The sequence below is a fragment of the Amycolatopsis sp. NPDC051106 genome, from assembly GCF_040682775.1.
Classification (GTDB): domain Bacteria; phylum Actinomycetota; class Actinomycetes; order Mycobacteriales; family Pseudonocardiaceae; genus Amycolatopsis.
This window is the reverse complement of the sequence record NZ_JBFBBQ010000006.1, coordinates 118,771-139,989: the sequence shown is the minus strand read 5'-3', so window position 1 is coordinate 139,989 and position 21,219 is coordinate 118,771. Positions and strand designations below refer to the sequence as shown.

At 71.1% G+C, this 21,219-nt stretch carries 20 protein-coding genes and 1 pseudogene; 10 read left to right on the top strand and 11 right to left on the bottom strand.

Translation table 11 applies throughout. The features are described from left to right. Positions 1 to 26 precede the first annotated feature (26 nt). The 4 genes from AB0M83_RS07410 (at position 27) to AB0M83_RS07395 (ending at position 5,768) form a co-directional block, all read left to right on the top strand. The gene (locus tag AB0M83_RS07410; protein WP_364513873.1) at positions 27 to 1,019 is read left to right on the top strand and encodes a cyclase family protein; all 993 of its coding nucleotides are present in this window, start codon (positions 27 to 29) and stop codon (positions 1,017 to 1,019) included. Between the two features lie 125 nt (positions 1,020 to 1,144). Further along, the gene (locus AB0M83_RS07405; RefSeq protein WP_364513870.1) at positions 1,145 to 3,829 is read left to right on the top strand and encodes a bifunctional 3-(3-hydroxy-phenyl)propionate/3-hydroxycinnamic acid hydroxylase; all 2,685 of its coding nucleotides are present in this window, start codon (positions 1,145 to 1,147) and stop codon (positions 3,827 to 3,829) included. After that, positions 3,829 to 4,689: a dioxygenase gene (locus tag AB0M83_RS07400; RefSeq protein WP_364513867.1), complete on the top strand. Its 861-nt coding sequence runs from the start codon at positions 3,829 to 3,831 to the stop codon at positions 4,687 to 4,689. Before AB0M83_RS07405 ends, AB0M83_RS07400 begins: the two co-directional genes overlap by 1 nt. Continuing rightward, entirely contained in the window at positions 4,686 to 5,768 is a 1,083-nt protein-coding gene (locus AB0M83_RS07395; RefSeq protein WP_364513864.1) for a maleylacetate reductase, read from the top strand. The genes AB0M83_RS07400 and AB0M83_RS07395 overlap by 4 nt, the downstream gene beginning before the upstream one ends. On the opposite strand, the gene AB0M83_RS07390 is transcribed toward AB0M83_RS07395, so the two are convergent. Next, positions 5,733 to 6,155 (bottom strand): MarR family winged helix-turn-helix transcriptional regulator, encoded by a 423-nt coding sequence (locus AB0M83_RS07390; protein WP_364513861.1) that lies wholly within the window; start codon positions 6,153 to 6,155, stop codon positions 5,733 to 5,735. The genes AB0M83_RS07395 and AB0M83_RS07390 overlap by 36 nt on opposite strands. A gap of 92 nt (positions 6,156 to 6,247) precedes the next feature. Between AB0M83_RS07390 and AB0M83_RS07385 the strand changes: the two genes are divergently transcribed. Both AB0M83_RS07385 and AB0M83_RS07380 read left to right on the top strand, forming a co-directional pair. Then, positions 6,248 to 7,033 (top strand): alpha/beta hydrolase, encoded by a 786-nt coding sequence (locus AB0M83_RS07385; RefSeq protein ID WP_364513858.1) that lies wholly within the window; start codon positions 6,248 to 6,250, stop codon positions 7,031 to 7,033. Between the two features lie 16 nt (positions 7,034 to 7,049). Continuing rightward, complete coding sequence (locus AB0M83_RS07380; protein ID WP_364513855.1) at positions 7,050 to 7,805, top strand: MBL fold metallo-hydrolase; 756 nt, start codon at positions 7,050 to 7,052, stop codon at positions 7,803 to 7,805. Between the two features lie 129 nt (positions 7,806 to 7,934). Here AB0M83_RS07380 and AB0M83_RS07375 read toward each other — a convergent pair whose 3' ends face one another. The 3 genes and pseudogenes from AB0M83_RS07375 to AB0M83_RS07365 form a co-directional block, all read right to left on the bottom strand. Further along, the gene (locus AB0M83_RS07375; RefSeq protein WP_364513852.1) at positions 7,935 to 8,228 is read right to left on the bottom strand and encodes a hypothetical protein; all 294 of its coding nucleotides are present in this window, start codon (positions 8,226 to 8,228) and stop codon (positions 7,935 to 7,937) included. Positions 8,229 to 8,253: 25 nt separating this feature from the next. Next, positions 8,254 to 8,382: an SRPBCC family protein gene (locus AB0M83_RS07370; RefSeq protein WP_364513849.1), complete on the bottom strand. Its 129-nt coding sequence runs from the start codon at positions 8,380 to 8,382 to the stop codon at positions 8,254 to 8,256. 256 nt (positions 8,383 to 8,638) lie between these two features. After that, positions 8,639 to 8,749 (bottom strand): annotated as a pseudogene (locus tag AB0M83_RS07365) (NAD-dependent epimerase/dehydratase family protein); the annotation flags it as partial. A gap of 364 nt (positions 8,750 to 9,113) precedes the next feature. Between AB0M83_RS07365 and AB0M83_RS07360 the strand changes: the two are divergent. Continuing rightward, positions 9,114 to 10,322 carry a hypothetical protein gene (locus AB0M83_RS07360; protein WP_364513846.1) on the top strand — a complete coding sequence of 403 codons (1,209 nt, stop codon included), beginning with the start codon at positions 9,114 to 9,116 and terminating at the stop codon, positions 10,320 to 10,322. Between the two features lie 3 nt (positions 10,323 to 10,325). Here AB0M83_RS07360 and AB0M83_RS07355 read toward each other — a convergent pair whose 3' ends face one another. After that, positions 10,326 to 10,517, bottom strand: coding sequence for a hypothetical protein (locus tag AB0M83_RS07355; protein ID WP_364513843.1), 192 nt, complete (start codon positions 10,515 to 10,517; stop codon positions 10,326 to 10,328). A 597-nt stretch (positions 10,518 to 11,114) separates the two neighbouring features. Between AB0M83_RS07355 and AB0M83_RS07350 the strand changes: the two genes are divergently transcribed. Further along, positions 11,115 to 12,182 carry a DUF1996 domain-containing protein gene (locus AB0M83_RS07350; protein ID WP_364513840.1) on the top strand — a complete coding sequence of 356 codons (1,068 nt, stop codon included), beginning with the start codon at positions 11,115 to 11,117 and terminating at the stop codon, positions 12,180 to 12,182. 125 nt (positions 12,183 to 12,307) lie between these two features. On the opposite strand, the gene AB0M83_RS07345 is transcribed toward AB0M83_RS07350, so the two are convergent. The 4 genes from AB0M83_RS07345 to AB0M83_RS07330 form a co-directional block, all read right to left on the bottom strand. After that, positions 12,308 to 12,862 (bottom strand): DUF305 domain-containing protein, encoded by a 555-nt coding sequence (locus AB0M83_RS07345; RefSeq protein WP_364513837.1) that lies wholly within the window; start codon positions 12,860 to 12,862, stop codon positions 12,308 to 12,310. A 32-nt stretch (positions 12,863 to 12,894) separates the two neighbouring features. Next, entirely contained in the window at positions 12,895 to 13,863 is a 969-nt protein-coding gene (locus tag AB0M83_RS07340; RefSeq protein WP_364513834.1) for an MFS transporter, read from the bottom strand. 14 nt (positions 13,864 to 13,877) lie between these two features. Then, positions 13,878 to 14,198 (bottom strand): MFS transporter, encoded by a 321-nt coding sequence (locus AB0M83_RS07335; RefSeq protein ID WP_364513831.1) that lies wholly within the window; start codon positions 14,196 to 14,198, stop codon positions 13,878 to 13,880. A 281-nt stretch (positions 14,199 to 14,479) separates the two neighbouring features. Continuing rightward, positions 14,480 to 15,052, bottom strand: coding sequence for a TetR/AcrR family transcriptional regulator (locus AB0M83_RS07330; protein WP_364513828.1), 573 nt, complete (start codon positions 15,050 to 15,052; stop codon positions 14,480 to 14,482). 84 nt (positions 15,053 to 15,136) lie between these two features. Between AB0M83_RS07330 and AB0M83_RS07325 the strand changes: the two genes are divergently transcribed. Beyond that, entirely contained in the window at positions 15,137 to 16,021 is an 885-nt protein-coding gene (locus tag AB0M83_RS07325) for an alpha/beta hydrolase (RefSeq protein WP_364513825.1), read from the top strand. 246 nt (positions 16,022 to 16,267) lie between these two features. Here the strand turns inward: AB0M83_RS07325 and AB0M83_RS07320 are convergent, their stop codons facing one another. Then, entirely contained in the window at positions 16,268 to 16,477 is a 210-nt protein-coding gene (locus AB0M83_RS07320) for a helix-turn-helix transcriptional regulator (RefSeq protein WP_364514086.1), read from the bottom strand. Between the two features lie 132 nt (positions 16,478 to 16,609). Continuing rightward, the gene (locus AB0M83_RS07315) at positions 16,610 to 20,017 is read right to left on the bottom strand and encodes a S8 family serine peptidase (RefSeq protein WP_364513822.1); all 3,408 of its coding nucleotides are present in this window, start codon (positions 20,015 to 20,017) and stop codon (positions 16,610 to 16,612) included. Positions 20,018 to 20,192: 175 nt separating this feature from the next. Here AB0M83_RS07315 and AB0M83_RS07310 point away from each other — a divergent pair, with 175 nt between their 5' ends. Then, positions 20,193 to 21,161, top strand: coding sequence for a helix-turn-helix domain-containing protein (locus AB0M83_RS07310; protein WP_364513819.1), 969 nt, complete (start codon positions 20,193 to 20,195; stop codon positions 21,159 to 21,161). Positions 21,162 to 21,219 lie beyond the last annotated feature (58 nt).

Below are 21,219 nucleotides of genomic sequence, written 5' to 3'. Positions count from 1 at the left end.
CCACCAGACGAACCAGGAGAAGAACCATGACCCGATGGACCCGGCGGCCGGAAGGCTCGAACTGGGGCGAGTTCGGCGACGACGACCAGCTCGGCCGCCTGAACCTGATCACGGCCGGACGCCGCCTCGCCGCCGTCCGCGAGGTGCGCGAAGGGATCGCCTTCCCGCTCAGCCTGCCGCTCGACTTCCCCCGCGGTGAGTACGCCGCGGGGCCGCGCAAGCCACCGGTGCTCAGCAGCACCCCGCTCGGCCACAACCACCGCTTCCTGCCCACGGTGCCCGATGTCGTCAGCGACGACCTCGCGGTCCTCTACCTGCAGTACTCGACGCAGTGGGATTCCTTCGCCCACCACGGCGCCGTCTTCGACCTCGACGGCACCGGCGAGCCGGCGATCTGCTACTACAACGGGTACCGGGCCGATGTCGACGTGATCGGCGACCCGGCCGGCTCGGTGCCGCCGCACGCCGGCGCGCTCGGCATCGAAACCATGGCCCAGACCGGGGTTCAGGGCCGGGGCGTGCTGGTCGACCTGGAACGGGCGGTCGGCCACGAGCGCGTCGCGGTCGGGTACGACCTGCTCACCGAGATCATGGCGGCGCAGGACGTGACCGTCGAGGCAGGCGACATCCTGTGCCTCCACACCGGACTCACCGCCATCATGCTCGACCTCGGCGACGACCTGACCCAGGAGACACTGGACGGCAGCTGCGCCGTGCTGGACAGCCAGGACGACCGGTTGCTGCAGTGGATCACCGACAGCGGGCTCTCGGCGATCGTGGCCGACAACCTCGCCGTGGAGCGCTTCAGCCTGGATCCGGCCCCCGGCGCCGAATCCGTGCTCCCGCTGCACACCCACTGCCTCTTCAAGCAGGGCATCCCGCTGGGCGAGATGTGGTACCTGGCGGAGCTGGCCCGCTGGCTGCGCGAGCACGAGCGGTCCCGCTTCTTGCTGACGGCGCCCCCGCTCCGGCTTCCCGGTGCCGTCGGTTCTCCGGTCAGCGGCGTCGCCACCGTCTAGCCCGAACTCGCGTCGCGCGGTGGATCGGACCGGCGCGAAACGGATCGGCACGCCACGGATTCCGGCCTACCGTCCCCCTCGATTCGCAGGAGCGCAGCCGCTCCGGGTCGACGGGAGAACTCATCGTGAACCACGACTACGACGTTGCGGTCGTCGGCTACGGCCCCTCCGGGCTCGTCCTGGCCTCCACCCTGGGCAAGGCCGGCCATTCGGTGGTGGTGTTCGAGCGCTGGCCCGCGCTGTACGGGCTGCCGCGCCTGACGCACATCGACGGCGAAACCGCGCGCATCGTGCAGGCCGTCGGGGACCTCGACCACGCCCTCCGGGACGCGCTGCCGCTGTCGAGCTACCGGTACCTCAACGGTTCCGGTGAACTGCTCCTCGAGCTGGACTGGAGTGGCAGCTCGTGCGGTCACCCCGCGCACCTGTCGATCTACCAGCCCGACATCGAGGACGCGATCGACGCCCACGTGCGGGCGTCGGGCCGCGTGGAGGTCGACCAGGGCTGGGCGGTGGTCGCGGTCCGGCCGCACGACGACGGTGTCGAACTGGCCGCCCGGCCGTGGACGCAGTCCCGCACGGGGCAGTGGTCGCACGGTGGCGAGGAACGGGTCGTCACCGCGAAGTACGTGGTGGGCGCGGACGGCGCCAACAGCTTCGTCCGCGCCTCACTCGGCATCCAGCGCAGCGACAACGGTGTCGACGACCGCTGGCTCAACCTCGACACCGAGCGGCTGCGGCCCCTGCCGGAGCGGTTCACGAGCCTCACCCAGTACTGCGACCCGATCCGCGGCTCGATGCACATGCCGATCGGGAAGAGCCGGCAACGGTTCGAGCTGGCGGTCCTGCCAGGTGAGGACGCCGCCGAGTTCGAACGCCCCGAGTTCGCCTGGACGTGGCTGCGGGAGACCCACGGGCTCGGCCCGGAGGACGTCCGGATCCTGCGTCAGGTGGTCTACACCTTCGAGGGCCGGATCGCCGAAACCTGGCGCCAGGGCCGGGTTTTCCTGATCGGCGACGCGGCGCACACCACCCCGCCCTACATGGGACAAGGCGCCTGCTCGGGCATGCGGGACGGGCTCACCCTGGGCTGGAAGCTCGACCTCGTCCTGCGCGGGCTCGCCGGCGAGGAACTGCTGGACACCTACGAAGCCGAGCGCCGCCCGCACGCCACGGCGATCACCGACATCTCGAGCGCGCTGGGGCGCGTGGCGAACACCCACGATCCCGCCGCCGCGGCGGCTCGCGACCAGGCGTTCCGGGACGGCACCGCACCGCCACCACCGCCGTTCCCGACGCTCGAGGCCGGCGTCGTCCACCACGGCGCGGACGGACGACCGGTCCCGCCGGCCGGAACCCTGGTCCCCCAAGGGATCGTGAGCAAGGACGGGGCGAAGGGCTGGTTCGACGACGTCGTCGGACGGGGCTTCAGCCTGGTCGCCGAGAAGGACCCGCGGTCGGTGCTTTCCCCGGCCCAGCGGGGTTTCCTCGACCGCCTCGGCGTCGCCACCGCGGTACCCGGCACGGACTTCGACGACGTGGACGGCACCTACGCCGCGTTCCTGCGGGACAACGAAGTCGAGGCGTTCCTCGGACGGCCGGACTTCCACCTCTTCTGGGCCGGCGCGCTCGCCGACCTCCCGGCGGCTGTCGACGACCTCCGTACCCGCCTGCACTGGCTCGGCGACGACCGGACCACGACGACCGACCTCCCGCCGGCCGAGGTGCTCTGGCGGGCCATGTCGCCGACCCGGATGCTCGACTACGGCATGGACTTCGGGGACGTGCTCGAACTGCAGCACCTCACCTCCGCCGGAACGGCCTGGGACGTCGCGGCCGAGGGACTGGCCGACCACCACCTCCACCGAGCGGCCGACGCCGGCCGGGACGGCCGGACGGTGACCGCGGACGAAGCGTACCGATCGGCGATCGCCTGCCTGGTGTTCGCCCAGATGGCGTTCAACTCCGACAGCGACCGCAAGCGCGCACTCTATTCCCGGTTGACAGCCACCGTTTCCACGCGGGCCGCGGCCTTGTCCGCCGCCGGAACACGAGCCGCCGGAGCACTGCGGCCACCGCGCTGCCAGGAGGTGGAGCTTCCCTTCGCGGGCGGCCGGATGTTCGGCTGGCTGCTGCTGCCGCGCGGCCCGGTACTGGGCACGGTCGTGGTCTTCGGCGGCCAAAGCGGCTGGGGCCCGGCGTATCTGCGGCAGGCCGACGCCCTGAACCGCCGCGGCCTCGCCGCGCTGCTGGCCGAGGGACCGGGTCAGGGCCGGACGCGTCTCGAGGGAGGCGTGCTGCTGGACGCCGACGTGCGCGCTGCCTACCGGACCTTCGTCGATCACGTCGCCGGACGCGAAGACCTGGGACCCGTCGGGCTGTGGGGCAACAGCAACGGCGGGCTGTACGCCGCCACCACGGCCGCGTCCGACCCGCGCGTCGCGGCGGTGTGCGTCAACGGCGCTCCGGCCCGGCCACGGCTGCTCGCCTTCCGCAGCTACGTCGAGCAGGCGGCCGCGATGCTCGGCACCAGCGACCAGGCCGCGATCCAGGACAACTTCGACCGCATTTCGCTCCGGCCCGAGGACCGCATCGACTGCCCCGTCCTGGTGCTGCACGGCGGTCAGGACCCCCTCGTCGGACTCGGCGACCAACAGCCGTTCCTCGACGCCGCCGCCCATCACGGCGACGCGACCCTGCGGGTGTGGGACGACGGCGAGCACACGATCTACAACCACTCGAGCGAACGCAGCGCTCTCGTCTCGGACTGGTTCGCGGCCAAGCTCGCCGACCGCCGGCGGGGTGCGTGATGGATTTCGGTGAAGAGGCCTTGCTCGACGCGGTCCTTGCCAGCTTCGCCGGCACGCCGGACCCGCGGCTGAAAGCGATCCTCGGCACGGTCACGCGCCACCTCCACGCCGCGGTCCGGGAACTGCGCCTCACGAACCGGGAGTGGGAGCGGGCCATCGAGTTCCTGACCGCGGCCGGGCACAAGACCGATGACACGAGGCAGGAGTTCGTGCTGCTCTCCGACGTTCTCGGCGTATCGATGCTCGTCGAGACGATCAACGGCGGCGACCTCGGCACCGAGCCGACGGTGCTGGGTCCCTTCCACCTGGTCGAATCTCCAGTCCGAAAGCTCGGCGACTCCATCGACCTCGTCGGGACGGGCACGCCCTGCGTGATCACCGGCTCGGTGGCCGATCTCGACGGCAGTCCCTTGGGCGGGGCCACGATCGACGTCTGGCAATGCGACGAGAACGGTTTCTACGACGTCCAACAGCCGGAAAGCCAGCCTCCCGGCAACGGTCGCGGGCTCTTCCACGCCGACGACCACGGCGAGTTCTGGTTCCGCACGGTCGTGCCGAGCCACTACCCGATCCCGACCGACGGGCCCGTCGGCGCACTGCTCGGCGCGACCGCCCGGCACCCCTACCGGCCCGCGCACGTCCATGTGATCGCCGAGGCCGCCGGCCACGAGCCGCTGACCACGCACATGTTCGTCGCGGACGGACCTTACGTGGACAGCGACGCGGTCTTCGCGGTGCGTTCGAGCTTGGTCACCGACTTCGCCGCAGTGACCGATCCGGTGGAGGCCGAGCGATACGGCGTCACCGCGCCCTTCCGCCGGGCCCGGTTCGACATCCGGCTGAGGCGGGCCGTCCCGTGAGCGCGGCGGTCTACGAGGCGCTGCCGGCACGCGTCGTCTTCGGCGCGGGCTCGGTCGCCCGGCTGGCCGAGGAATCCGAGCACGCCGGCCTGCGCCGCGTCCTCGTGCTGTCCACGTCGACCCAGCGTGAGCTCGCCGACCACGCGACGGCCGTCCTGGGAAGCCGCGCCGTCGGCGTCTTCGAACGGGCGCGCAGGCACGTCCCGCTGGCCACGGTCACCGACGCCGCCGAGGTCGCGACCGGACTGGGGGCCGACGGCTGCGTCGCCGCCGGCGGCGGCTCGACGATCGGCTTGGCCAAGGCCCTGGCCCTGCGCGCCGGCCTGCCCTACGTCGCGCTGCCGACGACCTACGCGGGATCCGAAATGACCCCGGTCTGGGGAATCACCGAGGACTCACGCAAGCGGACCGGGCGGGATCGGTCGGTGCTGCCCCGGGCGGTGGTCTACGACCCGGAACTGACGGCGACCGTACCCGCCGCCGTCGCGGTCACCAGCGGGCTGAACGCGATCGCCCACGCCGTGGAAGCGCTGTACGCGCCCGACACTTCCCCGCCCGTGGCGGCCATGGCCGAGCGGGGCATCCGCGATCTCGCCACGGCGCTGCCAGTCCTCGGCAACGGCACTCCGGACGCGGCCGCCCGGGCGGCCGCGCTGCAGGGCGCGTGGCTGTGCGGAGCCTGCCTCGGCGCGACGACGATGGGCCTGCACCACAAGCTCTGCCACGTCCTCGGCGGCATGCTCGACCTGCCCCACGCCGAAACGCACGCCGTGCTGCTCCCGCACGTCGCCGCGTTCACCCTGCCCGCCGCACCGGACGCGGCCGCCGCCGTGAGCAGAGCACTCGACGCTCCCGCCGCTGTGACCGCCCTGCACGAGCTGGTCACCAAACTGGGCGCCCCCACCGGCCTCGCCGAGCTCGGGGTCACCCGGGCCCAGCTCCGCGCCGTCGTCGAAGAAGCTCTTGCGGCGCCCTACGCGAACCCACGCCCGGCCGGCCGGCAGGACCTTGCCGACCTCCTCGAAGCAGCCTGGTCCGGCACCCTAAGCCGTGGGGTCGGGGCCGAGGACACGATCTAAAAGCTCGCCGAGCTGGTCGAGCTCGGCGTCCGACAGGTTCTCGAACGAAGACCCGGCGATGGCGTCCACGAGCTCCTGCCCTTCCACGCGCAAGCGCGCCCCCTTGTCGGTGAGCCGGTGCCGGACCGCCCGGCCCGGCCCGGGGACCCGTTCGATCAGACCGCGCTCGGCCATCCGCGTGGCCAGGGAACCGAAGGACTGGTCGGTCTGGAAGGTCAGCAGCGCCAGGTCGTGCAGCGAGGCATCCGGCTCGCGGTGCAGGTGCCGCAGCGTGTCCCACTGCACGAGGGAAAGGTTCAGCGGCGCCAGCGCGCGGCTCAGCGCGCGGTGGTGGCGGTACTGCAGGCGCTTGACGGCCAGCGCGACATCACCGGGGCGGTACTTCATGCTCGCATCCTAACCGATCGAAGTCAGGTTGCTTATCTAAGGAACCTTATATAAGGTTGCTTAGGTAACGACCTCACCACCGAGAAGGACCCATGACGACTCGCCCCACAGCCGGCTCGCTCCGGCCCACCCGCACCGAAATCCGCACGCTCGGCCCGGTCGAGGTGACCCTCCAGGACCGCGACCGCACCCGCCCGTTCCTGCTCCTGCACGGCGGTGGCGGCGTCGCCACGATGGCCGGTTTCGCCGACCTGCTCGCCGAGCGCACGCATTCCCGGGTGCTGCTGCCCACCCATCCCGGCTTCGGCGGCACCCCGAAAGCCGAAAGCCTCACCGACGTCAAGGCGCTGGCGCGGACCTACGTCGCGCTGCTGGAGGAGCTCGACCTCACCGACGTCACCGTGGTCGGCAACTCCTTCGGGGGCTGGCTGGCCGCCGAAATCGCCCTGCAGAAGAGCCCGCGGGTCAGCGGCGCGGTGATCATCGACGGGATCGGCATCGAGGTCGACGGCCACCCGCCGACCGACGTCAGCGGCCTCTCCCCCACCGAGCTCCGCGCGCACTCCTTCCACGACCCCGGCAAGGCCCCCGTCCCGCCGGGCGGCGGCACGGGACCGAGCCCGGACGTCCTGGCGCTGATCGGCTACACCGGCCCGACCATGGCCGACCCGACGCTCGCCGACCGGCTCGGCGCCCTCGACGTCCCGGTCCACGTGCTCTGGGGCGAAAGCGACGGCATCGTCGACCCGGAGTACGGCAAGGCCTACGCCGCCGCGATCCCGTTCTCGACGTTCACCCTGCTCCCCCGCACCGGCCACCTGCCGCAGGTCGAGACGCCCGAAGAGCTGCTGGGCGCGCTCTTGGACCTCGGCAACTGATCTCAGGAGACACACCATGAAGACCTCGTTGACCGTGACCCGGATCGGGCACGCCTGCCAGCTGATCGAAATCGGCGGGACCCGCGTCCTGACCGACCCGTGGTTCACCCAGGCCGCCACCTACTACCAGGGCGAACCGGTCGCCTCGACGGTCGAGGGCCTGGGCCGCGTCGACGCGGTCGTGGTCAGCCACGAGCACTACGACCACTGCGACCTCGACGCCCTCGTCACCGGCGGTTTCGACCTGGACACCCCGCTGATCGGCCCCGGCACGGTCGCGACCATCGCGCGGGACAAGGGTTTCCGCGACGTCCGCGCCATCGAAGCGTGGGAAGCCGCCACGGTCGGCGACCTCACCGTGACGGCGACCCCGGGCAAGCACGGCGTCCACGAAGTCACCTTCGTCCTCCAGAAGGGCGGGCGCACGGTCTTCTTCGGCGGCGACTCGCTGCGGGTGCCGGAGCTGGACACCATCCCGGACCGGTTCGGGCCCGTCGACCTGGCCATCCTGCCGACGAACGGCTTGTGCGTCCGGCCGATGAACTTCGCGCAGGTGGTCATGGACGCCGAGGAAGCAGCCGGGCTGACGGCCGCGCTGAAGCCCGCCTTGGCGGTGCCGCACCACTACGCCTTCCACAGTGGACAGCTGGGCGACCGGATGATCACCAAGGGCGACCAGGACCCGCGGCACTACGCCGACGCGGTCGCCCGGCTCGCCCCGGAGATCGACGTCCGCATGGTGCTGCCCGGAACCACGGTGTCGGTCCCGTAAGCGAACAGCCGTTCGCGTGTAGGAATACGGCGTGGATGGCGATCGGTGAGCCGGCGAAGGAAGAGCGGCTGGACAAGACGGCCACGGGTGAGCGCGCAGGCCGAAGCGCGCCATCCCCTGGCCGGCGACCTATCCTCCGGTTTGTCGAGCAGAGGGCCGGTGCGGCCGGTCCGCGTCGGCGGCAGGTGCGGTCGCGGGGACCGGGGTCGTCATCCCCGGGGTGCCGAAGACCCGGGTGAGGCGGTCCTCGGTGTCGGCGCCGATCTTTTCGAAGACGACTTCCGCGATCGGTGCGCCGAGCTTCGCGGTTCCGTGGAACTCGATCGTGGCGTGGTAGGTCAGGGTGCTCCCGCCTCCGCCCGTGGCGGCGACGCCGATGTCGTCGGTGGTGGTGGCGGTGTCGTTGCGGCCGGCGAAGACCACCCGTCCGGGTTCGAACCGGACGAGCTCACAGGTCAGTTCGGTCGCACACCCGGGTACCGGGATCCCACTCGGTCGCGTTGCCGAAGTCCTTCAGGTACTCCAGCACCTCGTGCGGTGCCGCCGCGACGGTGAAGGTGCGCGTCACTTCGACCACAGGCAGTTCCTCTCCTCGGCGTGCACGGCCACCACCGCGTGACCGCGCCCCCGAATACCCCATCCGGGGAGGTTTCACTCCAAACCGGACCGGCGACGTCAGCGCACCCGACCAGCACCGCGCCCTCGCCGTGCTGCTGGTGGCCTGGCCTTCGGCGTCACCTTCACCGTGGACGGTCGGCGACAGCCGCGCGACCGACGGTCGCAGCCCGCGCCCGGCGAGGGCGAGGGCGGCAGCCCGAACCCCGGGCCTCGATCGCCGAGGCGGCGGACCGGGCGAGCCCGGTGACCTCGTGCCCCGCTTCGATCAGCTCGGGGACGACCGCGGAGCCGATCCACCCCGACGCGCCCGTGACGAACACGCGCAAAACAGCACCTCCAGCAGTGAAGCCGGCTCCCGTCGTGACCGGAATCGCCGACACGAAACGGTTTCCCGCTCGCGGAATTCGCGTTTCGAAGCTAACAGAGGTTGCTGCCGCGATCCCCATACGAATACGGCATGCGAGCCATTCTTTCCAGGAATACCCGCGCTCGGCCGTCCACACGGGCATCAGCCGTCGAGGGCGGCCATGGTCGAGGTCAGGTGCCGGGGCGAGGGCCCGGCCCGTGCCGACCTACGCCTGACGACTTCCCATTACCCGGCCGAGCCGTCCCGGTTCGGCCACGGTGGCTGCAGCTCGGGTTTCGTCAGGCCGGGCCGGCTCGGACTGTCGTGGGCTTAAGGTGAGACAGGTGGAGCCACTGACCGCAATCGTCACGATCGCCGCGAAGTACGGCGCTTCCCAGCTGATCCGGGCGCTGACCGGGAACGACGAGCTCAGCGGGCTGGCCTCGGAGCTGCTGGGCGAACTGGTGGCCAGCGAAGACCGCCTGAGCGAGCAGCTGGCCGGGATCGGCCGTCAGCTCGAAGAGTTGCTGGACCAGCGCTACACGATCGCGCTGCGCGCCGGGCAGCGGGCGCTGCGCGACGCGAGCACCGCGCCCGAGCCGAACTCGCGGGCCGCCGAGCTGGCCCGCGCGCGTGACTTGTTCCGCGAGGCCGCCGCGGCCGCTTCGGCCAAGTCCCCGCTGCAGATCGCGGTGGCCGAGCGGTACGTGGCACTGTGCTCCCTCTCCGCCGGCCGTCCCGACGCCGTACCCGCGGCGCTGGCCACGGTGAACGACGCGGCGTTCCGGGCGCTGACCGAGGCGCTTCCGCTCTTCGGCCCCCAAGCCTATGAGAAGGCCCGGAAGCAGCTCCCCCGCTCGAGCCGGCTGGGCCTGCGAGGCCGGCGCGAGGAGCGGATCGACGAGCTGGGCAGCGACCTCGTCGACGCGGTCGACGACGTGGTGGACCTTTCTCTCAACCTGCTTGCCGAATCCGAGGCCCTCGCGCGCGGGCTCGGTCAGGACCTCGGGCCGGAAACCGACGTGGACCTGATCCTGCCCGCGGGATACGAAGACGACGAGCGGCTGGCCAGGACCGCGCAGGTGGTCGTCCGGCCGGCCACGCCCGGACCGCTGCGGTTCGGCCCGTTGACAGTCGCCTTCGGCGAGATCAAGCCGGCTCCGGGCCGGCCGTCCCCGGCCGCGCCGGAGCAGCCCGGCACCGCGGCCGCCGTGGTCGCCGCCGAGCTCGCGCGGGCACAGCCCTGGTCACCGCAGGACGGAATGCCGGCACGGCCGCCCGGATTCGAAGTGGAAGTGCTTGTCCGGTCGGACTTTCCCGTGGCTCCCGCGCTGGTCGTGTCGTTGCGGCCCGGGCTGGTCCTGGCGGACGAGGTACTGCTCGAGGTGATGCCCGGCCGGCCGGCGTTCACCGGCGTCGCCAGCGGCATGCTCGCCGCGAGGATGCAGGAGATCCGGTTGTCCTACTTCCACCCGGAGAGGTTCGTCAACGACTGGACGGTGAACATCAACAACGTGCTGATCTTCCAGTCGTCCGACAGCCGGCCGAGTTGACCTTCACCTGGGTCGGGCTTCGCACTTGCCGCATGGCTCTCTCCCGGGCACCTCGATTACGCCGGCACTGCCCGACGCGGCCTGCTCCAGCGGGAACACGCGGTCGACGAGCGCGGTGATCTCCTTGCGGCGCAGCAGTTCGAGCAGGCGCGTGGTGGTGGGAAATTTGCAGGCAAGCGTCTTGACGTCACCCAATCGACACGGTTTACTGACAGTTGCCTCGATGGAACCGGTTCCGCGGCCGCCACCTGGACCACTCCAGCATCTCGGGTCGGTTGATGCCCCACTGCTTCGAACGTCATACCCGTCGGTTCGCCGATGGGGCGTGACCAAGTTTCAGTGGTAAGTCTGCTACATCATCCGAATGCCGATGCGAGCGGTGCGCTCGCATCGTGACGCGCGTAGTGCGCGACACGATGGATCACGACTGACCAGGTGGGCTCGATGAGATCAAGGACGTTCTCCCGACCACGACGGACCACAGCACCACCGAGCGCGGCCGCAGGTGTATCTGCCGCCCGCTCCGCCCGCGTCTTGCCCCGTGTCCGCGGCGTCGAGCCGTTGCCTAGGGACTCCTGTGCGGCTGCGGACTCCACCGCGAACAATGGTGCGCCGGCCTAGGCGTCCGAGACGATCCGGTCCTACTGCGGCGATCGCGAGATCGGCGGCCGCGGACGCGGAGAACGCACGCGTTCGGCTGCTCAGCGCAATCGTGCACTTCACCGGCAACTACGACGTCTCCGCGATTGCTTTGCTTCAGATCTTCGTGACACGTCCCCATGCTTCGAAGAAATGCCGGCCGAAAGTAAGGATATGCACATGCGAAATATGTCGAACTGGGCTGCTGGTCGTCGACCTCGGAAGTCGCGGCTTCGGACCCGGGCCGTCCTCACCGCGGCCCTCGCGCTGGCGCTGGCCGGGAGTACGGCCTTCGTGGCCGGCGCGAGCGAAACCGACGGACCGAGATCCGCCGTCGCCGGAGCTTCGGGCAACTCCGTCGCGGCGGAGGCCGGCTGGGTGGATGTGGACCAGGCCCGGTACCAACGCGAACTGGCCGACTACCAGGGCATCGTGCCGCCACCGGTGCCGGCCGGGACGACGAGGGTCCCCGAGTTCCACACCGACTGCACGATCGCGAACGAAGCCAAGGACGATGCGATCGTCTTCCCCCGCCTGCCCGGCGCCTCGCACATGCACACGTTCTTCGGGCCGAGGAACGACGCCTTCATGACTACGGAGACGCTTCTCGCCGCCGGGGCGACGACGTGCAACTCCCCGGGTGACAACGCCGCCTACTGGGTGCCGCAGCTGCAGAGGAACGGCGTGGCCGTTCCGTTCAAGAGCATGCGCGTCTACTACGGTTCCCGGCTCCCCGACCCGTCGGCCGTCCGGCCGTTCCCGCCCGGGCTGGTGATGGTGCAGGGTGATGCCAAGCTGCAAGTACCCACCCAGAAGGGGCAGGGAAACCAGTTCTGGTGCGCGGGCAGCGCCGAGGTCGGGCGGAGCGCCGACGGGAACTGGCCGGTTTGCGCCCCTGGCGGAAACCTGATCTACCAGCTCACGTTCAAGGATTGCTGGGACGGCAAGCACATCGACTCGCCCGACCACAAGTCGCACATGGGGGACGCGGTCGCCGGCAAGTGTCAGGGAAACTACCCGGTCGCGGTGCCGAACCTGTCGTACATGCTCAACTACGACATCCTGGGCGGCGACGGCCTCGCGTTGGCGTCGGGAATGGCGTCGTCGATGCACGGTGACTTCATGAACGGCTGGGACCACGTCAAACTGGCCGCACTGGTCAAGACTTGCCTGAACCAGAACGCGAAGTGCGGGACCACCCCGAGCTTCACCGGCGGCTGAGAGCGACGGTGAGTGGCCGCCGTGTTGTGCCGCCCCGATCGGCCGGCACGGCGGCCTCCGTCTCGAACTTCACGGGGAATGACCCACGTTCGACCTGATCGCGCCGGCGCGTCCCACCGGTACCACTATTTGACCAGCGCGGAGAGATGGTCTTGTTCTTGCAGGACTCGCGAAGCCAGGCTCACCGTCTGCGGCTCTTTGCCGGACGACTTCTCGCCGAGCGCCAACCGTCCTGTTTGAGCCAGGTGCTCGCGCAGGCACTTTTTGAAGTAGTCGTCGAAATCCGCCTCGCGCAAAGCGCCGGCGTGCGCGACCTGGTTCGCGGAAACCATCCCGGGCATCTCCATTCCCTGGTGGGGGTTTTCCGCCGGAAGGCCGGCCTGATCATGAAGCCGCCGCAGCTCCGACAGCTCCGACTTTGTCGATGCGTCGGCTTTTTCACGGAGGTCGCGGACAGCCGCGGATCCGGTGTGGCTGTCGACAAGGTCGAGCATGGGAACGAGCTGCTCGTCCATAGCCATGGTGATCTCGATCCAAGCGCGGTCGGTGGCAGTGAACGACGACGCCGCAATGGGGACGGAGGCACTTGCGGATGGGTCGCTGGAGTGATTGTGGAGTCCGGTGGCGCAGCCGCCGACGCATATCATGCCCAGGATGCCCAAGCCGAGAAAAATGCGCATGCACTGATTACATGCCATGCTCACCGGCGAAGTCAACATTCTCCGCGACTACCGTCGCTTCGGCACGGCCGTTTCGTCGGCGCGGCCGATTCGTCGGTGGCGCCGGCCAGCGCTCGGTTGTTCAGTCTGGGACAGGCCGCGAGCGTCACCAGGATGAGGAAGACACCTGCTGCAACATACGTGACCTGAACGGAAAACGCGTCGGCGAGGACGCCGCCGAGTATCGCGCCGATCGGTCCCCCGATCATCACCACCATCCTACTCGACGAGAGCACCCTCCCCAGGAGACGACGAGGGACGATCTGCTGGCGCAGCGTACTGGTCACGACGTTCTGCGCGGTCGTCAGCGCACCGGTCGCCGTCATCATGAGAGCGGCGACCCAGGCATTGGCGACGAGTCCCAGTACCAGGACGGCCATGCCCACACCGGCCTTCCCCGCGAGCAATACCGTGCCGGGGCCGAATCGTTTGCTCACGACCGAACTCGCCAGTCCCCCGGCCGTTGCACCCATCGCGGTGGCGGTCAGCAACAAGCCGAACCCGAAATCCGGTAGCCCGAGGAACTGCTTGGCCAGGAGCGCCAGCATCGCGAACTGAGCCGACGCGACGACGTTGCTCAGGCAGGTGATCGCGGCCAGTGCCCGAAGGATGCGGTTCCCGAGCAGCCACCGAATGCCTTCGGCGATTTCCCTCCGGATACTCTTGCGTCGAGTGCCGGACTCCTCTTTGGCCTGGGCCTCCGGCCGGATCGAGAGGATCAGCGCGCCGCTGGCGGCGAAGGAAAGGGCGTTGCCGGCGAACGGCAGGACGTTCCACACGCCGAACAACGCGGAGCCCAGCGGCGGCCCCGCGAATTGCTCACCGTTGATGTCCGCTGCGGCGATCCGCCCGTTCGCAGCGGACAGGTGCCGTGGGTCCCGTGACACGAAATCGGGAATGGCCGACTGGGCGGCGATGTCGAAGAAGACCTGCCCGACGCCGAGGATGAACGCTGCGAGCACGAGCCAGGCGAGATTTACCCGCCCGTCAGGACAAGTACCACGAGCACAGCCAGGACCGCGAACCGGCCGGCGTCCGCCCACACCATGACCCGCCGGCGATCCAGCCGATCGACGACGACACCGGCGTGCAGAGAAACCAGCACCCAGGGAATCTCGACCGCCGCGACCACCAGGCTCAGCGCGACCGGGCTGCTGGTGGACTGGAGGACCAGCAGGGGTAACGCGGCCACGTGCATACCGGTGCCCGTGGCCGACACGAGCGTGGCAGCGAAGAGCCGGTGGAAGCGGCCGCCGAGTCTTACCTTGGCGTCACCTTGTTGTTCCTCTGTCCGCACTTCCAGGACTTCCTTCGGTATCGATTGACCGATTGCTCGATCAGCGAAATCAGCTCATCCGGGACTTCCTCGCCGAGGTTTTCGTGCGCTACCGGGTAGGCGGTCCCGGGTACCGCGGTGCGGGGCGTTGGCACCACAAGCCGACCGCCGGTGCGACGCCAGTCCCGACCCGAACGCGGACGGCGCGGGCGGCCAGGGGTCCAGAGGCGATGCCCAGTGCTCGATCAGCTCGCGCTGCGCCAGCCGCAGCACCGGAACCCCGGCCGGTGGAACAAGGCAGCTCAACCGCCATCGGTGAGCCGCCGTAGCTGGCGGTCGATCAGCTCGATGGCCTCCTCGCCGGTCCGGTGACCGAGCAGGACCGCGTCGGCCAAACCGGCTGTCAGCGCCAAGAGCAGATCCGCTTCGCGGGCGGCGTCGAGGCCGGTCAAGCCGTGCTCGGCTGCCACGAAGGCGGCGAGCGCCTCGCGCAGCTGCTCGTACCCGGCGCGGAACCACGCCGCGATCTCGTCGTCCTTGAACGCGCGCCAGACGAACGCGTTGGCCACCAACGCTTCCGTCCGGCTCTGGTCGTCGAGGGGCAGGAGCGCCACCAGGACCGCCCGCAGATCCGGTGGCGCGTCCGAGGTCCCCGCCGCGACCCGGCGCTCGACCTGGTCACGCAGCGTCCGGACCGCGTAGCGCAGCATCTCGTCCTTGTTCGGGAAGTAGTGCTGCACCTGCCCCTTCGAGATGCCCGCGGCCGCCGCGACCTGGCCCAGGCTGACCGCCTCGAGGCCTTCCTCGGCGGCGATGCGGCGCAGCGTCGCCGCGATCCGCCTGCGGCGCTCCTCGTGATCGACGACCTTCGGCACACGTCCCCTTTCCCATACGGTCGGCTTGCGAACCGGCCCGCACCCTCTTTACAATCCGATCGTATCGCAAAACAAGGGGGCGCGATGAAGCTGAGCGGGTTCACCTCCGCGCAGGCCGAACGGGACTACGACGCGGTGTACGAGCGCGGGCTGGCCGCGCTGCCCGCACCGGCCGCCCACCACGACATCGAGACGTCCTTCGGGACCGCGCGGGTCTACCGGTTCGGCTCGGGGCCGGCGGTCCCCGCGGTGCTGCTGCCGGGGCGGGCCGGCACCGCCGTCATGTGGGCACCGAACCTCCCGGCGTGGGCGCGCCGCGGCCCCGTGTACGCGATCGACCTGATCGGCGAGCCGGGCCGGAGCACCCAAACCGCGCCGATCCGCGACAGCGCCGGCCAAGCAGCCTGGCTCACCGAGGTCCTCGACGCGCTCGGCCACGAGACCGTGCACCTCGTCGGATATTCCTTCGGCGGCTGGCTCGCCGCCAACTACGCCGCTCGCTCGGGGAAGCGGCTCGCATCGCTGACCCTGATCGACCCGGTCCGCACCTTCGGCGAACTCCCGGTTCCCCTGCTCCTCCGCACGGCCCTCGCGCTCGTACCCGGCCTCAGCCACTGGGGACGCCCGGCTTTCATCCGGTGGATCTCCGGCGGCGCCGAGGTCGCCCCGGACGACCCGGTCGCCGCGGTCATCGAAGCGGGCATGCGCGCCTACCGGATCGCCTTGCCCACCCCGGAACTGCTGACCGACGAGCAGCTCCGGTCGATCGCGCTCCCCGTCCTCGCGCTGATCGCCGGCCGCAGCGTGATCCACGACGCCGGCAAGGCGGGCGCTCGCGCTCGCGCCCTGCTGCCGGACGCGTGCGTCGAGGTCTGGCCCGAAGCGACCCACGCCATCGCCGGCGAATCCGCCGACGCGGTCAACGAACGGGTGCTGGCGTTCCTGGCCGAAGCGGAAGCGCGGACGTGAACCGTAAACCCCTGCTCGCGCTCCTGCTCGTCAGCTACGCCAACCGCGCGCAGCGGCGGGCAGGTGGGCGCGCGAACGCCGGACTATGACGCCGGAACACCGGTGTGCGATGGCAGCGTCCGAGTGGCCACGGTGACCGGCATGCGCGAGGACGACAATCCGTGGTGGCGGCGATTCGACCCGGCCGGCCAGGTCGAGGCGGCCGTGCTGCGCCTCGGCGACCGCCGGGACGCTTATCCGAAACGATCAGCTCCGCGGCCGCATCCACGCCATGGCGAAGCAGGTCGGCACGTCCGCCAGCGGACCGCGCCGCCGGTAGTCCGTCGGCGACTCGCCGAAGGCGGCCCGGAAGGTCCGGCTGAAGTGCGGCACCGAGACGTGCGCGACCCGGGCCGGCGCGGCCACGTCCAACGGCTTCGCGTAGTCCCGGTCCAGGGTGCCGCGGGCACGCAGCATGCGGCGGTCGGTCTCCTCTCCGGCACGGCTCACGCCCGGATCACACCACCCGCGGCGGAACGACCCGCCCTCGATCCGTACTTCCGGCCGGCGAGGAGCCGGGAGCGCGACACGCCCTCCCGGCTCCTCCCCTCACCGGCCCACGGTCACCGAGCCGGCGAGCGGCCCGAGCCGCACCGTGTGGGTTCCGCGCGGCAGGTCGCGCACCTCGAACGAGACCCGGGTGGCCTGGTCCTTCCGCACGGGCACGGCGCGCTCGGCGGCGACCGCGCCGTCGATCCACAGCACCGCCTGGTACGTGCCCGCGACCTCGCCGACGTCCTTCACCGACGCGGTGATCCGCACCGGCGACCGGCCGTGGCCGCCGTCGGTGTGCAGGTCCGCCACCGCGAACCGCGGCTCGGGGCCGGGTGCCCGGTCGTGGACGAAGATGTCCGAGTAGCCGTTCGTGTCGTCCTCGACGAGGTTCGTCGCCTCGCTTTCGAACGCGACGTACTTGCCGTCGGTGCTGATCGACGGGAAGTCGCTGTAGGCGTCGCCGAGCCGGCCGCCCACCCCGCCCGACACCTTGGCCGTCGTCCGCGCCCGCAGGTCGCGCACGAACACGTCCGACATGCCGTCGTCGCCGGGTACGAGGTTGGCGGCGAAGCTGAAGAACGCGACGTAACTCCCGTCGCCGCTGATCCTCGGGCTCGCCGTGTACGCGTCCGCGCCGCCGGTCCCGCTCGCCGCCTGCGACACCAGCGTGCTCGCGCGGGTTTGCCGGTCGTACACGGAAACCTGCGACGGCGCGTCGGGGCCGCTGCTCGCGTAGGCCACCATCCGGCCGTCCGCGCTGAGCGACGGCTGGGTCACCTCCACCCCGGCCGGCGCGGGGATGACCTCCGTCGTCCCGGTCCGCCGGTCACGCACGAAGACGTCGCGGTGGTCGTTGGCAATGCCGGGCACCAGGTTCTCCGCTCCGCTCTCGAACGCGACGAACCGGCCGTCGGCGCTGACGCTCGGCTCCAGCGAGTCGCCGTCCGCCTGCACCCCGGCGGCACCCACCGAGACGCGCTCGGTCGTCCCGGCCACCCGGTCGCGCAGGAAGACGTCCTGCCGGCCGTTCGTGTCCCCCGGCACCAGGTTCGTGGCCTGGCTGAGGAACACCGCGTACCGGCCGTCGGCGCTGAAGACCGGCTGGCCGGACAGCCCGTCGGCCTGCCGCTCGTCGGAGGACACCGAGATCAGCTCGTTCGCACCCGTCCGCCGGTCGCGGGCGAAGGAGTCGGGCACGCCGTTGACGTCGCCGGGCACCAGGTTGGTGGCACCGCTGAGGAATCCGACGTACCGCCCGTCCGGGCTGATCGTCGGGCTGATCGCCCACGCGTCCGCGCCCGTGCCGTCCGCCGCGGCCGAAATCCGTTCGATCACGCCGGTGCGGGTGTCCCTGGCGAAGATGTCCATGTCGTCGTTCGCCTCGCCGGGTGCGATTTCCGAGGACATGCTGGCGAACGCGATCACCCCGCCGTCACCGCTCATGGCGGGCCAGAAGGTCTCGGCGTGGATCTGGCCGCCGTCGCGGGTCACCGAGGCCCGCTGCGTCGCCGGCGGCCGCGGCAGCGCGAAGTCGGCCGCGGCGGGCCACCTCGGGTTCACGGTGACCTGGCGCGGGTTCGCGGTCGAGATCCCGGCCGCCGAGGCGGCCACCCGGTAGGTGCCTTCCGGCACGTCCTTGACGGTGTAGCGGCCGTTTCCATCGGAGACGGCGGTGAGTTCGTCGAGCACGTCCGCCACGCGCACCGTCGCGCCCGGCACCGTCGAGCCCGTCGGCCCGTAGGTGACGCGGCCGGTGATGACGCCCCGCGGCGTCGGCTTCAGCGCGATCCGCAGGTCCGTCAGCTTCCCGCCGGTCACCACGGCCCGCACGCGCTGGTCGTGGTACCCGAAGCGGGACAGCGTCAGGTCGTAGGTGCCCGCGGGCACGCGGATCTTGAAGTGCCCCTCGGCGTCACTCGTGTACGAGCGGCCGGTGGACGCCACGGTGATCGTCGTGCCCCGCAACGGATCCCGGGACTTGTCCGCGGTCACCGTCCCGGTGATGCCGCTCGCGAGGCGGGCCTCGGCGACGGCGGCGGCCGCGTCGATCCGGCCCGCGCCGAAGCGGGTGTTCGGCCGCGCGCCGTAGCGGTTGTCGAAGAACGCCGTGCCGGTCAGGATGTCCAGCGTCTCGTCGGGAGTCAGGCGCGGGTTCGCCTGCAGAATCAGCGCAACGGTGCCCGCGACGTGCGGGGTCGCCATCGACGTGCCGCTCAGCAAACCGTATTCACCGCCGGGCAGCGCCGACAGGACGTCAACGCCGGGCGCGGACACGTCCGGCACGACGTAGCTGTCCGGCCAGTTCGCCGGGGCGTCGGCCCAGTCCTTCTTCCGCACGACCCCGCCGCACGAGAAGTCCGGCACGTTGTCGTCAGCGTCGGTCGCGCCGACCCCGGTCGCCTCGAAGACGTTGCCGGGCGCCGCCGAGCCGCCCGCGACGCACTCATTGCCGATGGCGAAGGCCGGGAACGCGCCCGCCAGGTAGATGTTGCGGGCGGGCTCGACCATCTCGCTGCTGTAGCCCTCTTCGCCGAGCGACATGCTCACGACGTCCGCGGGCTCGCCCGCCGGCTTGCCGTCGGCGTCGTAGGGCGCGATCGCCCACTGCATCCCGGCGATCACCTGGGTGAGGGTGCCGGTGCCGCCCGGGATGACCAGCCCCGCCATCAGCTCCGCGCCGGGCGCGACGCCGATCTGCGTGCCCGAGCTGTGCCCGCCCGCGATGGTGCCCGCGACGTGGGTGCCGTGGTAGGAGCTGTCGTGCGGGGTGGAGTGGACCGGGGACCCGTCGGCGGCGAACTCGAGCCAGCCACCCGGGTGCTCCGGGTTCGCCGGGTCGGCGCTGACGAGCTTGCCCGCGAGGTCCGGGTGCTGGGTGTCGATGCCGGTGTCGAGGATCGCCACCCGCACCCCGGCCCCGGTGCCGCCGTCCCGCTGGACCTGGTCGGCGCCGATCTTCTGCACGCCCCAGGCCGCGCCGGGTTCCGCCGCCGCTTGCCGGGTCTTCCGAGGTTCGGTCGGCGAGTGCAGCGTGAAGTTGGGGATCACGCGGTCGACCAGCGGCAGCGCGGCGACCGCGTCGAGGGTGTCCGGGGTGGCGCGGACGAACACCATGTTCTTGAGCCAGAACGTGCCCACGACCTGGTCCCGGCGGGCCCCGACGAGGTCGACGACCGGGGCCTGCATGGCCGCCGCCGAGTCGGCGAGCGCCTTGCGCGCGGCCGCGGGGGCCGACGGCCGCAGCCCGCGGTCCTTCAGGACGACGACCGCCTCGAACTTCGCGTCCGGGCCGGATCGGGCACCGGCCATCCGGTCGAGCAGTTCCTGGGCGATCTTCGAGTGGGCGGCCGCGGGCGGCGGGCCGGCGGCGGCCACCGCCGGCCCGGCACCGAGGGCCCCGGCGGTGACGAGCACCGCGAGCACCAGGTGCCGGCCACGGGTCCGCAAGGCGGACAGGGACATGGGGAGACTCCTTCGTTCCGTCAGGTCGCGGCGGACAAGCGAGACGGCGCGCCCCGTGTGAGGTTGCGCGCCGTCGACTTCCAAACGGTGCATTAATGATCACCGCGTGACAAGCTCATCGAGGCGGCGGATTCCGGTCAGGTGTCGGAAACCCGACACGAGGAGGGCGACGGCGGTGCTGGAACCGATCGGGGTGAGCGGCGCGGACGAAGCCACCTACGACGCCCTCGTCCGGCGCACCCAGGCGACCGCCCCCGAACTCGCCCAGGACACGCACCGCTCGCTGCCCGCGACCCGGCGGGCGCTGCAGGCGCTCGTCGAGGCCGGCCTGGCGACGCGCTCCGCCGGCCGCCCGCCCCGGTACGTGGTCGTCCCGCCCGACCGGGCCATCGAGGCCGTCCTGCGCGAACGCGAGGCCGCGCTGCGCGACACGCGCCGCCACATCGGCACGCTGATGGAGACCTACCGCGCGAGCACCCGGTTCGCGCACCCGGGCGAGCTGGTCGAGGTGATCTCCGGGCGGGACGAGGTCAACGACCGCTGGACGCGGATGCAGCAGGACATCCGGGTGCAGATGCGCGGCTTCGACCGGCCGCCGTACGCGGCACCGCAAGGGCACGGCGAACCGAACCACGTGGAGCTCGCGCTGCTGGAACGCGGAGTCAAGTACCGGGTGGTCTACGACAAGAGCGCGGTCGAGCTGCCGGGGCTGCTCGACGACATCGAGCTGGGGGTGCGGCACGGTGAACAGGCCCGGATCGCCGGCGACGTCCCGATGAAGCTGGCGATCGCCGACGACCGGCTCGCGATCATGCCGCTGATGCGCCCGGGCGACCCCGCCCTGACCGCGTCGTACCTCATCCACCCGTCGCCGCTGCTGGACGCGCTGATCGCGTTGTTCGAGTCGGTGTGGACGCGCAGCGTGCCGGTCCGGTTCGGCCCCGACGACCCCGGCGAGCTGTCCGCGGACGAGTCGAAACTGCTGGCACTGCTGGCCTCCGGGGTGACCGACAAGGCCGTGGGACGGGCGCTCGGCTGGAGTGAGCGGACGGTGCAGCGCCACGTCACCAAGCTGATGCAGCGGACCGGGGCCCGGACGCGGTTCCAGATCGCGATGGAAGCCACCCGGCGCGGCTGGATCTGACTGTGGTTGGAAAACCGCTCACCGGTCTTGTCGGCGGCGAACCGGGTGCGCTACGGTG

What these genes read in the sequence shown, in the direction of transcription:
- AB0M83_RS07345 (WP_364513837.1), bottom strand. Translation starts at nt 12,862, where the DNA reads ATGCGCATTTTTCTCGGCTTGGGCATCCTGGGCATGATATGCGTCGGC.
- AB0M83_RS07400 (WP_364513867.1), top strand. Translation starts at nt 3,829, where the DNA reads ATGGATTTCGGTGAAGAGGCCTTGCTCGACGCGGTCCTTGCCAGCTTC.
- AB0M83_RS07325 (WP_364513825.1), top strand. Translation starts at nt 15,137, where the DNA reads ATGAAGCTGAGCGGGTTCACCTCCGCGCAGGCCGAACGGGACTACGAC.
- AB0M83_RS07350 (WP_364513840.1), top strand. Translation starts at nt 11,115, where the DNA reads ATGCCGGCCGAAAGTAAGGATATGCACATGCGAAATATGTCGAACTGG.
- AB0M83_RS07380 (WP_364513855.1), top strand. Translation starts at nt 7,050, where the DNA reads ATGAAGACCTCGTTGACCGTGACCCGGATCGGGCACGCCTGCCAGCTG.
- AB0M83_RS07390 (WP_364513861.1), bottom strand. Translation starts at nt 6,155, where the DNA reads ATGAAGTACCGCCCCGGTGATGTCGCGCTGGCCGTCAAGCGCCTGCAG.
- AB0M83_RS07385 (WP_364513858.1), top strand. Translation starts at nt 6,248, where the DNA reads ATGACGACTCGCCCCACAGCCGGCTCGCTCCGGCCCACCCGCACCGAA.
- AB0M83_RS07315 (WP_364513822.1), bottom strand. Translation starts at nt 20,017, where the DNA reads ATGTCCCTGTCCGCCTTGCGGACCCGTGGCCGGCACCTGGTGCTCGCG.
- AB0M83_RS07320 (WP_364514086.1), bottom strand. Translation starts at nt 16,477, where the DNA reads ATGCTGCGTGCCCGCGGCACCCTGGACCGGGACTACGCGAAGCCGTTG.
- AB0M83_RS07410 (WP_364513873.1), top strand. Translation starts at nt 27, where the DNA reads ATGACCCGATGGACCCGGCGGCCGGAAGGCTCGAACTGGGGCGAGTTC.